Raw genomic sequence first — 12,046 nt, 5'->3', positions numbered from 1 at the left:
GGATCGTCCTCTCCTGCAGGCTCGTCCTCTTCCGGTGGGCCGTCCCGCGAGGGTGATCCGTCCTGGCGGCCGGCCGCGACGATCACCGTGCCCGATCGCGAGGCTTCGTCACGGGGATTCACCGTGCCCACCGCGAGGCTTCGTCACCGGCCCTTTCGCGGCTCCGCCCCCGGAACCCCGACTGTCCACAGAACGGGATTCGGGAACCCGTGGGGATGGCCCCGGGAGTCATCGTGTCTCTCAGCCGCCGGCAGTCAGCCGGCTCTCATGGGAGGCACGATGAACGACATCCATGTCACGCTGACCGGTAACGTCGCGGCCCCGCCGCGCCAGCACACCTTCCCCGACGGTTCCCGGGTCACCTCGCTCAAGATCGCTTCGACGAGCCGCTATTTCGACCGGGAGAACCAGCAGTGGCGCAACGGGGAGACCACCTATTTCGGGGTCCGCTGCTTTCGCGGGCTGGCCGACAACGTCGCCCAGTCGGTTCAGATGGGCCAGCCCGTCCTCGTCCAGGGCAGGCTGCGCATCCGCGAGTTCACCCACGAGGGGGAGCGCCGGTTCATGCCCGAGGTGGAGGCGGGCTCGCTGGGTCACGACCTGCGCTGGGGCCTGGGAAGTTTCAGCAAGCCGCAGCGGGGCGGGCCGGTCCCGGCCCTGGGCAGCGCGGAGCGGAGCGAACTCGACCGTGAGACCTCCGACTGGGCCATGAGCGGCGGCGTTCCCGCCCTGACCGACGCTCTCACCGCAGCGGGGTCCGGGGCCGACGGCGGGCCGCCCAGGGACCCCAGGCCCGACGGCGGGCCGGGCGAGAAGTTCGGGCTCGACGGCGGGACGGGCGGGTTCGACGGAAGGACGGCCGGGGAGTTCGGGGCCGGCGGAGGGGCGAGCGAGGAGTCCGAGGCCGGTGGGGTGACGAGTGGGCACCCCGGCGTGGGGGGTGTGCCAGGGGTCGAACCGACCGTGGTGGGCGAGACCGCCGTGGAGGGCGTCGGGATCACCCCGCACGTGGCGGGCCACGAGGTCCCGGACGAGGATCGCGCTCACGGGGAGGGCCCCGGTCGCAGGCGGCGAGCGGCCGCGAAGGGAGCGCCGAGGCGGGCGGGTGCCGTGGTCGTGGGCGGCCGTGTCCCGGCGGGGGAGGCGGCCGCGACCGAGCCGGACGAGGGACGGGTCCGTTCCGGTGCGGATGACGAGGTCCCCTGGCCGGTGCGCGAGCATGTGGCGGCCTGACCCGCGCGGGGGAGCCTGAGCCGTACGCGGGCTGATCATGCGCGGCAGGGCCTCGTCTGAGCTCCGGCCTGGTGTGAGCCGCACCGCGAGGGGAGGGCCGGGCGAGGAGAAGGCCTGCCGGCGGGAAGGCCGGGCGACGGGGAGGCCGGGCGACGGGGAGGTCCGGTGATGAGGGGAGGGCCGGGCGACGGGGGAGGCCCGGACCTTCCCCGTCGGGCCGGTGGGCCTCGGTGTCTGACCGCTGTCCGAAGGTGGTGTTCGACCTGAGGATCTTCCCGCGAGGGAGCGGGCTCGGCCGCGGGAGCGTCGACCGAGGAGGGAGGCGAGCCGGGAGGGAGTCGGGCGGGAGAGGGTCTTCGGCCGGAAGACCTTCCGGCCACCGGGGGATCTAGGACGAAAGGGGCTCTTCAGGGAGGAGAGCCGTGAGAATGTATTCCCCAAAAAAGGACTGGGGAAGGAGGGGAATTCGGGGAGGGAAGGTCCGGGGGTGGAGAACAGGGCCTGGGACGGGCCGAGCGAGGGGGCATCGGCCGGGCGCGGTCGGTGCGCACCGCCGCAGGCGGTGACGCCGAGATGAACCGGCCGATGGTCTTGCCCGTGTCAGATGCCGAGACACCTGTTAGGTCCAGGTCACGCCCCGCAGCATGGCTTGCTCCTTTCCCACACGGCCCGCTCGCGGGCGAGCGGTTTCCAAGTCGTGAATCAACCGGCGGGTTGACCCACTTCGTCAACGTAGCGGTTGCCATCGCGCGACGCACACTCCGCAACTATTGTGTTACACATCGTTAGTCGGAGAGGGGGACGACATGGCGGCTCCCGGTCACACCTCGGCGAAGGCGCGCGACGGCGTAACGGCCCTGGTCGATCGATGGCCCTTGCTCGGGCAGCGTCGCCCGTTGGTTGCCTATCTGTGCGGGCTGGTCACGCTGGATGCCGTCGCGATCGTTTTCTTCGCGATGTCCGGCGTTCTCCGCTGGTCCGATCTGCTGACCTTCACCGCGCTGATGGCGTGCGGGGCGGTGTGCATCGAGGCGACCCGCAGGCTCGGCATGCCCGCCGGCGTCTACCGGGACCTCCTCTCCGCCTGGTGGCTGCCCGCCGCGCTGCTGCTGCCGCCGCTGTACGCGCTCCTGGCGCCCATACCGCTCCAGTTCCTGCTCCAGAAGCGGGTCCGCGCGACCGTGGTCTACCGGCGGGTCGTCAGCTCGGCGGCCATCGGACTCGCCGGATGCGCGGCCTCCCTGCTCTTCCACGCCACGGCCGGTGACCTGAACGCGCTGACCAGGGGGGACGGGTGGCCGATCCTGGTGGCCGTCGGTTGCGCGGTCCTGTTCACGGTGATCAACACCGCCCTGATAGCCGTCGCCGCCCACACCGCCGATCCCGAGAGCCGCTGGCGGGAGGTCCTGTGGAACCGCGAGAGCCTGCTCCTGGACGTCGTCGAGCTCTGTCTCGGCGTCCTGGTCTCCATCACCTGCGGGCTCAACCCGGCGCTGCTGATCCTGGCGTTGCCACCGGTGGTGCTGCTCCAGCGCAGCCTGCTGCACGCCCAGCTCCAGGCGGCGGCGCGCACCGACCTCAAGACCGGCCTGCTGAACGCCGCCGCCTGGCACCGCGAGGCCGACACCGAGATCGTCAGAGCCCGGCGCACCGGGGAGACGCTCGCCCTGCTGATCGTCGACATCGATCACTTCAAGCGGGTCAACGACACCTACGGCCACCTGATCGGGGACCAGGTCCTGGTCGGCGTGGCCGACACCATCCGCAGCCAGCTGCGCGACTACGACGTGGTGGGCCGGTTCGGCGGGGAGGAGTTCGTGGTCCTGCTGCCCAGGGCCGACGTGACCGAGGCCCGCAGGGTCGCCGAGCGGCTCCGCTCCCGGGTGGGGAGGATGGCCGTCCCGGCCGACGACAACATGATCACCGTGACCATCTCGGTCGGGGTCGCGATCATGAGCGTGCACGGCGACGATCTGATCGAACTGCTCGCCGCGGCCGACCTCGCCCTGTATCGCGCCAAGGAACTCGGCCGGGACCAGATCTGCCTGCCCGCCACCGTCGTGCCCCCGGCCCGCCGGCCCGGATCCGAGGCCGCCCCTAGCTGAACTTTCCAGGCCCTAAACTAAAGGCATGCCGGAGTACATCTACACACTGCAGCGCGTGCGCAAGGCGCACGGCGACAAGGTCGTCCTTGACGATGTGACGCTGTCGTTCCTGCCGGGCGCCAAGATCGGTGTCCTGGGCCCCAACGGCACCGGAAAGTCGACGCTGCTGAAGATGATGGCGGGCCTGGAGCAGCCGTCCAACGGCGACGCCCGGCTCATGCCCGGCTTCACCGTCGGCATGCTTCAGCAGGAGCCCCCCCTCAACGAATCCAAGACCGTCCTCGGCAACGTCGAAGAGGGCGTCGCCGAGACCAAGGCGATGCTCGACCGCTTCAACGAGATCGCCGAGCTGATGGCCACCGACTACAGCGACGAACTGCTCGACGAGATGGGCAAGCTGCAGGACGCCCTCGACCACCGCAACGGCTGGGATCTCGACAGCCAGCTCGAGCAGGCGATGGACGCCCTGCGCTGCCCCCCGCCGGAGTCCGAGGTCGCCCAGCTCTCCGGTGGTGAGCGCCGCCGGGTCGCCCTGTGCAAGCTCCTGCTGGAGCAGCCCGACCTGCTGCTTCTCGACGAGCCCACCAACCACCTCGACGCCGAGAGTGTCCAGTGGCTCGAGTCGCACCTGGAGAAGTATCCGGGCACCGTCCTGGCGGTCACCCACGACCGTTACTTCCTGGACAACGTGGCCAACTGGATCCTGGAGCTCGACCGGGGGCGCTGCCACGCCTACGAGGGCAACTACTCCACCTACCTGGAGGCCAAGGCGGCGCGGCTCAAGCTCGAAGGCCAGAAGGACGCCAAGCGCAAGAAGCGCCTGGAGGAGGAGCTGGAGTGGGTCCGCTCCAACGCCAGGGCCCGCCAGACCAAGAGCCGGGCACGTCTCCAGCGCTACGAGGAGATGGCCGCCGAGGCCGACAAGCACCGCAAGCTGGACTTCGAGGAGATCCAGATCCCGCCGGGCCCGCGCCTGGGCACCACGGTCATCCGGGCCGAGAAGCTCACCAAGGGCTTCGAGGAGCGCGTGCTGATGGAGAGTCTCTCCTTCGACCTGCCGCGCAACGGCATCGTCGGCATCATCGGCCCCAACGGTGTCGGCAAGACCACCCTGTTCCGCATGATCACCGGTAGCGAGACGCCCGACAACGGCGAGATCGTCATCGGCGATACCGTGAAGATCTCCTACGCCGACCAGAGCCGGGGCGGGATCGACCCGTCCAAGAACGTCTGGGAGGTCGTCTCCGACGGGCTGGACTACATCAAGGTGGGCCAGGTCGAGATGCCGTCCCGCGCCTACATCGCGGCCTTCGGCTTCAAGGGGCCGGACCAGCAGAAGAAGGCGGGCATCCTCTCCGGTGGAGAGCGCAACCGGCTCAACCTCGCCCTCACCCTCAAGCAGGGCGGCAACGTGCTGCTGCTCGACGAGCCCACCAACGACCTCGACACCGAGACGCTCTCCAGCCTGGAGAACGCGTTGCTGGAGTTCCCCGGCTGTGCGGTGATCACCTCGCACGACCGGTGGTTCCTGGACCGCATCGCCACCCACATCCTGGCGTGGGAGGAGGGCTCGAACTGGTTCTGGTTCGAGGGCAACTACGCCGAGTACGAGAAGAACAAGGTCGAGCGCCTCGGGGCCGACGCGGCCCGGCCGCACCGCGTCACCTACCGCAAGCTCACCCGCGACTGAGACCGTCCCGCGGTCTCCGGCGCCCGGGCGGGCGCGAGCGGAACAGTCCGGGCAGGTGCGGGAACAGATCCTGGAAAAGGACCGGGGCCGGTCGCCGTCAGGCGGCCGGCCCCGGTCATGTCCTGCCGTCGCGGGGCGTGCCCCGGCGTGCGGCGCGTCCCGAGGGGTCGCTACGGTTTGCGGTGTGTTCGAACAGAGCGTCGCGGACGGGGTCGGCCGGGCTCACCGGCACGTGTTCCCCAGGGCCGTCAGGTTCGCAGACATCGACTCGCTGGGCCACGTCAACAACGTGCGGTTCCTCGACTACCTGGAGGACGCCAGGCTGGCGATGTTCCACGTCGACCCTCACCGCGAGGGTCTCACCCGGTTCCAGGGGCTCGTGATCGCCCGCCACGAGATCGACTACCGGCGCCCGCTCACCTTCCGCCTCGACCCCGTACGGGTGGAGACCTGGGTGACGGAGATCAGGCCGGCGCGGTTCACCCTGGCGTACGAGATCCGCGATGACGACGAGATCTTCGTCAGGGCGGGTTCGGTGCTGGTGGCCTACGACGTGGAGCGGGCCTCCCCGCGGCGGCTGAACCCGGACGAGATGGCCTACCTGCGCAGGTTCACCACCGGCGGCTGACGACGCCCGGGGCCCGCCGCCCGAGACGTCCGGCGTTCGGGCGGCCGCGTGCCTGCCGTCCGGGGCGTCCGGTGCCGCCCGTGGGCGCGCCGCCCGGTGGGGCGGCGCGCCGGGATCGTCAGTCTCCGGGGGTGGACAGCCAGACCGCCGTGTCCGGCAGCAGCAGGTGGCCTTCGACCGGCGCGCTGCCGATCAGGACGCGGTCGTGCGGCGGCAGCGCCACCGGCTCGGAGCCACAGTTGATGACGCACGTCAGCGAACCCCGCCTGAAGGCGAGGGTCTCCTCGGAGGTCTCCAGCCAGGTGATCTCGTCGGGCAGGGTGCCACGCAGGTCGCGGCGGGCGCGCAGGGCCTCCCGGTAGAAGCTCAGCGTCGAGCCCGGGTCGCTGGACTGGCGCTCGGCCGAGAGCACCACCCACTCGACCGGCTGCGGCAGCCAGGGCCGCGTCCCCTCGGGGGAGAAGCCATAGGGCTCGGACATCCCGGACCAGGGGAGGGGAACCCGGCAACCGTCCCGGCCGGGCAGCTTCCCCTCGGAACGGGCGAAGATCGGGTCCTGCCGGGCCTCCGGGGGAAGATCCTTCACCTCGGGGAGGCCCAGTTCCTCCCCCTGGTAGAGATATGCCGATCCCGGCAGGGCGAGCATGGCCAGCAGCGCCGCACGCGCGCGGGCCAGGCCCGTGGTGGAGTTGGTCAGGCCGTCGCCGTACCGGGTCACGTGGCGGATCACGTCGTGGTTGGAGAGCACCCAGGTCGGGGCGGTCACGGCGGCCAGCGTGTCGTCGATGACCTTCTTGAACGCGGTCCCCGACCAGGGAGCCTCCAGCCAGGCGAAGTTGAAACTCTGGTGGAGCTCGTCGGGCCTGACGTAGAGCGCGAGATCCTCGGCGGAGTCGGTCCAGACCTCGCCGATCGCCATCCGCTCGCCGTCGTAGGAGTCCAGCACCTTGCGCCAGTCGCGGTAGACCTCGTGCACCTCGGGCCGCCCCCAGATCGGCGACTCGGCCTTGAACGCCTGGTCCTCCGGCGGCGTGTCCGGCAGCCCCTCGGCCTTGTACAGGCCCATCGCCACGTCGATCCTGAACCCGTCCACCCCCCGGTCCAGCCAGAACCGCAGCACGTCGAGGAACTCGGAGTGCACCTCGGGGTTGCGCCAGTTGAAGTCGGGCTGCTCGGGGGCGAACAGATGCAGGTACCACTGCCCGTCGGGCGTCTTGGACCAGGCCGGGCCGCTGAAGGTCGACTGCCAGTTGTTGGGCGGCAGGTCCCCGCCGTCGCGGAAGACGTAGCGGTCGCGTCCCTCGCCGCGCAGCGCGGCCTGGAACCACTCGTGCTCGGAGGAGGAGTGGTTCGGAACGATGTCCACGATGACCCGCAGGCCCAGCCGGTGCGCGTAGGCCACCAGGTCGTCGAAGTCGGAGAGCGTGCCGAAGAGCGGGTCGACGTCGCGGTAGTCGGCCACGTCGTAGCCGCCGTCGGCCATCGGGGAACGGTAGAAGGGGGTCAGCCAGATCGCGTCCACGCCGAGCTCGGCGAGGTACGGCAGGCGCCTCCTGATGCCGGGCAGGTCGCCGACGCCGTCTCCGGAGGCGTCGGCGAAGCTGCGAACATAGATCTCGTAGACGACGGCGTCGCGCCACCAGGGGGTTTCCATGTGCATGGGTTGCCCCCGGTCGGCGGGGTTTATGCGTCGGGGGCGTTGACCATGCTGTGCGCGGCGTACACGAGGTAGTCCCAGAGGCGTTTCTCCAGGTCCTCGGGCAGCTCCAGGGAGGCCACCGCGTCGTGCATGTGCCTGAGCCAGGCGTCGCGCTCGGCCGAGCGGATCACGAACGGGTTGTGCCGCATCCGCAGGCGCGGGTGGCCTCGCTGGGTGCTGTAGGTGTTGGGGCCGCCCCAGTACTGGATGAGGAACAGGCGGAGCCGGTCCTCGGCGCCCTCGAGGTCGTCCTCGGGGTAGAGCGGCCGGAGCAGCGGGTCGGTCGCCACTCCCCGGTAGAAGTGGTGCACCAGACGCCTGAACGCCTCCTCGCCGCCGACGGCGTCGTAGAAGGACTCTTTTTCCTCGGGGGTCGCGGACACGTGCTCCAGCCTAATCGACGTCAGCCGGCGATCGGGATGGAGGCCCGGTCGAGGGCCGCCTTGATCCGGAGACGGAGCTCGCGGGCGACCTCGGCCTGCTTGGAGGGCAGGGTCTTGGCGCTGATGCGGAAGATCACCGAGGTGTCGGAGATCTGCTCGATGCCCCACACCTGCGGCTCCTCCACGATGACCGAGCGGAACTCCGGTTCCTCCCACATCTCCTCGACGGTCGCCCTGAGCAGGTCGCGGACGGCCGGGACGTCGGAGGCGTAGGCCACCGGGACGTCGACGGTGGCGCGTGACCAGCCCTGGGACTCGTTGCCGACCCGGGTGATGGTGCCGTTGCGCACGTACCAGACCCGGCCGTCGGCGTCGCGCAGGCGGGTGATGCGCAGGGTGACCGCCTCCACGGTGCCCACGGCGGCACCGGCGTCGATCACGTCGCCCACGCCGTACTGGTCCTCCAGGAGCATGAACATCCCGGCGATGAAGTCCTTGACGAGCTCCTGGGCGCCGAAGCCGATCGCCACGCCCACGATGCCGACGCTGGTCAGCAGGGGGGCGATGGGGACCGTGAGCCGTTCCAGGACGGTCAGCACGGCGGTGCCGAGGATGATGATGGAGGCGACGTGCTTGAGCACCGAGCCCATGGTCTCGGACCGCTGCCTGCGCCGCTCGGCGAGGATCGCGTCCAGCCCCTCGGGAGCCGGCGTGTCCTTGCCGCGCAGCCGTCCCGCCAGGGACGCGCGCCCGGAGGACGCCCGCCGCACCACCCGGTTGATCAACCGGTGCGCCACGTTGCGCAGGATCAGCGCGATCAGGATCACCAGCACGATGGCGAGGGTGGCCGCGACCACGGGGGCCCAGTTCAGAGGAACGATGGTCTGCACGAGATCGCAGAGTATCCCCCCGCCGTCCCCGCATCCCTTCGTCAGGCCCGCGCTCATGTCCAAAAGCTCCTTGACGCTCTCCGCCGGGTCCACCGTTGGAGTGAGGCTCGGGGTGGGAACGGGGGTCGGGCTGGGACTCGGGGTGGGAACGGGCGTGGGGGAAAGCAGGAACACGGAGTGGATCCCTCTCGGATCGGATCGATGGCCGGCCGGGCGCGTCGGATGACCCACCCATCTTGCCGATCGAACCGGCCTCCGTCACATCACGCCGGGGAAGACGGGGGCATCCGGATCGGGGGCCGCGGGGGCGGACCCGGATGTCCCGGTGACGGGTGGCCCGGACGGGACACGCACCCGGAAGCGTGTCCCGTGTCGTTCCCGAGAGGGATCCCTCCTGCTCACCGCCCGGACGAGAGGCCGGACGGCGGTCTGTGCTTCCCGGCGGTTCGCGCGCCTCGGCCGGGCGGAGCCTCGGCGTGCCGCGGGAAGATCCTCGGGCGACCGGCCCGCGAGACCGGTCGCCGCGACCGGCTCCCGGTACGGGAGCGGCCGCCGTACCGGACCGGGCCCGAGGGGGCGGGCCCGTCCGGTCGATTCGGAGCCGGCGGGACGCCCAGCGTCCGAGGACGCTCCGCACCGGTCGCCCCGCCGGCTCCGTCGAGCCGCGGCAGGCGCGACGCACCGGCCGGAACACCGTCCGTTGCGCCGCTCACCTCACTCTCCTACCGCGGCGAGTACGCGTGCGACCTTGGTCGCGGCACCGGCGGGGTCCTCCACCGTGTGCATCTTCTCGCCCCAGGACCACCAGTAGTACCAATCCCGATGGCTGGGGGCGGCCTGGGCTCGGCAGGTGACGTTCTCCGCCAGGCTTGTCGCCTTGGGGTTGATCACACGCACGAACGTGCGGCCCGAGTGGGTCCGTACCACGCGGGCGTGCAACCCGCGGCAGTCCAGTTCCGTCACCAGCCGTTCCAGGTGTCGGAAATCGTCTTCACCCACCTCGTCCCTCCTCGTGATCTCGGTTCGCCGACACCGAATCGTGTTCGCTCGATCACTCATTCGGTGCTGCTCGCCAAAGATGACTCACGGTGGCCCCATGGGTCAATTAGGAGAAAACCCTGCTCAGGGTGGGCGTTGTGCCAAGTGGGTTGAAAGAAGCAGTCCCCCGGGGGACGATTTCTAGCCCACGGCTTTATTAGTGCGTTCCGGATGAGTCAAACGTGGTCCATCATTCTCCGTAGGCGCAGTGCGACAGAAAGATCACACTGAGTCAAGGGGGAGAGGACCGGTCGGGACAATGTGTGCCGGCCAGCCCGGCTGGCCACGAGAGAGGGGCCGGTATGTCCGGCAGGCAGCACAGGGAGACAGAGTTGGCGCGGCAGATCCGGGCCCGCGGCCTGGCGGCCGGGAAGTCCTCGGCGCAGATAGCCGAGGAAATCCATGACAAATGCAGTGTGCAATTCGGGACCACACGGATCAAAGGCCACCGACTCGCGCACGGCGTCGCCCTCGCGGACGTCATCGAACAGATACGGGCATTGTTCGAACGCGACGGCAAGTCGGCCCCGGGCATCGGTGAGACGCTCCTGTCCGCGTACGAGAGCGGGCTGAAGCGGCCCGGTCCCGAGTACCTGCACTACCTGTGCTCCGCCTACCGGGTCGAGCCGGCCTCCCTCGGGTACGACGGCCCGTGCATCTGCGGCCACGGCCACAGGATGCCCGGTGTCGTCCGGGGTGATCTCCACGATGGAAGACCCGACACTTCCCCTGGTCCGCGAGAGCTGCTGATTCAGCCGATCGGCCTCGGCCTTTCCGCGGACGGGGGCGAGGAGGACGAGAACGTGCTACGGAGGACACTCTTGCAGCTCCTGGCGGGCAGCGGCATCGCGCTGGACGGGCAGGTGCTCGGATCCGTGGAGAGCATTCGCAGGCGGATGGACGACACGCTGGTCTCGGCCACCGTCTCGCCCGCGATGCTCGACCAGTGGGAGGAATCCACCATCGGCTTCGGCCGCCAGTACATGAACACCGCGCCGCTGCGGCTGCTCTGCGACGTCATGCTGGAGTTCAGCGCGGTACGCAAGGCCATGGAGCGGCGTCAGCCGGTCGACCTGCAGGAACGGCTCTGCCGGATGGCGGCCCAGCTGGCGGGGCTGAGCGGCATGATCATGATCAACCTCGGCGACCACCGGCTCGCCCGGTCCTTCTTCCGCACCGGCAGGACCGCCGCGGACGAGACCGGCGACCGCGCGCTGAGGGCGTGGGTGACGGCCAGGGAGGCCCTGGTCCCGCTCTACTACGGCGATCCGCGCGAGGCGCTCAACCTGGCCAAGAAGAGCCGCGACCTGGCCGGGCAGACCCCCTGCGCGGCCCAGGCGATGGCCCCGGTGGTCGAGGCCCGCGCGCTGGCGATGATGTCGGGCGCGGGCAAGAAGGAAGTGGTCGACCAGGCGAAACGGGCCCTGTCCCGGGCCAGGGCGGCCTTCTCCCAGATGACCGCCGCCGAGCAGGACGACTCCACCTTCGGCTACACCGAGCGCCAGCTCTACTTCCACCAGGGGGACGCGCTGGTCAAGCTCGGGCAGGCGATGGAGGCCGACCTCATCCTGGAACAGGCGCTCACCAAGTACGGTCCGACCGACTGGCTGGACCCGACCATCATCAAACTCGACCGGGCCCAGTGCAAGATCCTCGAAGGTGACGTGGACGAGGCGCTGGACATCGCCCACCGCACGATCGCGGGCCTCGACGACGAGTGCAGGCCCGACATCCTCATGCAGCGCGCCCACGAGGTGGCCCGGCAGGCCGAGGTGAAGGCTCCCGGCCATCCCAAGCTCAAGTCCTACCTGGAGTCGCTGCGCAGCCGCGGCGTCCCGGTGGCGGACCCGGTGGCCGGCGGGGGTGACAGTTGAGGCCGACGCTCCGGCGCTATCGCTGGTCCGACCTCGAATCCGTCTGGGCCCTGCACCAGATATGCCTGGCCCAGGTGGGCCTCGCGCCCGGGGACGGCGTCTACTACGAGGACGACTTCCCCAGGATCGGCGAGATCTACCTCGCCGACAGGGGTGAGTTCCTGGTGGGCGAGCTGTCCGGCGGACGCGTCGTCAGCATGGGCGGGCTCCGCCGCGTCGACGACCGGAGCGTCGAGATGTGCCGGTTGCGGGTCCACCCGGAGTTCCAGCGGCGCGGGTTCGGTGCCCAGATGGCCGTCGCGCTGGAGGCGCGCGCGATCGAGCTGGGGTACACCCGGCTCTGCGGGGACACCACCCTGAACCAGCCCGCGGCGATGGAGCTCTACCGCACGTTCGGCTGGCGGGAGGTCCGGAGGGAGGAGAGGGGAGGATGCACGGTGATCTACGGGGAGAAGGACCTCGTGCCCTCCATGTCCCCTTCGATGCAGTGATCCGACGCGGTTCGC

Annotated in this window: 10 protein-coding genes; 6 read left to right on the top strand and 4 right to left on the bottom strand. The window is 70.1% G+C overall.

Features of this window, described 5'->3' with window-relative positions; genetic code table 11:
* Positions 1-279 precede the first annotated feature (279 nt).
* The 4 genes from ssb to AB0G16_RS01745 all read left to right on the top strand — a co-directional run bounded on the left by ssb (position 280) and on the right by AB0G16_RS01745 (position 5,656).
* Positions 280-1,233: a single-stranded DNA-binding protein gene (gene ssb, locus AB0G16_RS01760; protein WP_362797262.1), complete on the top strand. Its 954-nt coding sequence runs from the start codon at positions 280-282 to the stop codon at positions 1,231-1,233.
* An 896-nt stretch (positions 1,234-2,129) separates the two neighbouring features.
* Positions 2,130-3,338, top strand: coding sequence for a GGDEF domain-containing protein (locus AB0G16_RS01755; protein ID WP_362797260.1), 1,209 nt, complete (start codon positions 2,130-2,132; stop codon positions 3,336-3,338).
* A 25-nt stretch (positions 3,339-3,363) separates the two neighbouring features.
* Positions 3,364-5,028 (top strand): energy-dependent translational throttle protein EttA, encoded by a 1,665-nt coding sequence (gene ettA / locus AB0G16_RS01750; RefSeq protein WP_362797258.1) that lies wholly within the window; start codon positions 3,364-3,366, stop codon positions 5,026-5,028.
* Positions 5,029-5,212: 184 nt separating this feature from the next.
* On the top strand, positions 5,213-5,656 hold the full coding sequence (locus AB0G16_RS01745; protein WP_362797256.1) for a thioesterase family protein: 444 nt from the start codon (positions 5,213-5,215) through the stop codon (positions 5,654-5,656).
* A 118-nt stretch (positions 5,657-5,774) separates the two neighbouring features.
* Here AB0G16_RS01745 and AB0G16_RS01740 read toward each other — a convergent pair whose 3' ends face one another.
* From AB0G16_RS01740 to AB0G16_RS01725, 4 genes are all read right to left on the bottom strand, one after another.
* Positions 5,775-7,316 (bottom strand): glycoside hydrolase family 13 protein, encoded by a 1,542-nt coding sequence (locus tag AB0G16_RS01740; RefSeq protein ID WP_362797254.1) that lies wholly within the window; start codon positions 7,314-7,316, stop codon positions 5,775-5,777.
* A 23-nt stretch (positions 7,317-7,339) separates the two neighbouring features.
* Positions 7,340-7,738, bottom strand: coding sequence for a globin (locus AB0G16_RS01735; protein WP_362797252.1), 399 nt, complete (start codon positions 7,736-7,738; stop codon positions 7,340-7,342).
* Positions 7,739-7,758: 20 nt separating this feature from the next.
* Positions 7,759-8,628: a mechanosensitive ion channel family protein gene (locus tag AB0G16_RS01730; protein ID WP_362797250.1), complete on the bottom strand. Its 870-nt coding sequence runs from the start codon at positions 8,626-8,628 to the stop codon at positions 7,759-7,761.
* Between the two features lie 714 nt (positions 8,629-9,342).
* On the bottom strand, positions 9,343-9,627 hold the full coding sequence (locus AB0G16_RS01725) for a hypothetical protein (RefSeq protein ID WP_344895571.1): 285 nt from the start codon (positions 9,625-9,627) through the stop codon (positions 9,343-9,345).
* A 539-nt stretch (positions 9,628-10,166) separates the two neighbouring features.
* Here AB0G16_RS01725 and AB0G16_RS01720 point away from each other — a divergent pair.
* Both AB0G16_RS01720 and AB0G16_RS01715 read left to right on the top strand, forming a co-directional pair.
* Positions 10,167-11,540: an XRE family transcriptional regulator gene (locus AB0G16_RS01720; protein WP_362797248.1), complete on the top strand. Its 1,374-nt coding sequence runs from the start codon at positions 10,167-10,169 to the stop codon at positions 11,538-11,540.
* Positions 11,537-12,031 (top strand): GNAT family N-acetyltransferase, encoded by a 495-nt coding sequence (locus AB0G16_RS01715; RefSeq protein ID WP_362797246.1) that lies wholly within the window; start codon positions 11,537-11,539, stop codon positions 12,029-12,031. Before AB0G16_RS01720 ends, AB0G16_RS01715 begins: the two co-directional genes overlap by 4 nt.
* Positions 12,032-12,046: the final 15 nt, after the last annotated feature.

The organism is Streptosporangium sp. NPDC023615 (genome assembly GCF_040640155.1).
Taxonomy (GTDB): Bacteria; Actinomycetota; Actinomycetes; order Streptosporangiales; family Streptosporangiaceae; genus Streptosporangium.
Note: the sequence above shows the minus strand (reverse complement) of the source record. Positions and strands in the feature narration are given on the sequence as shown.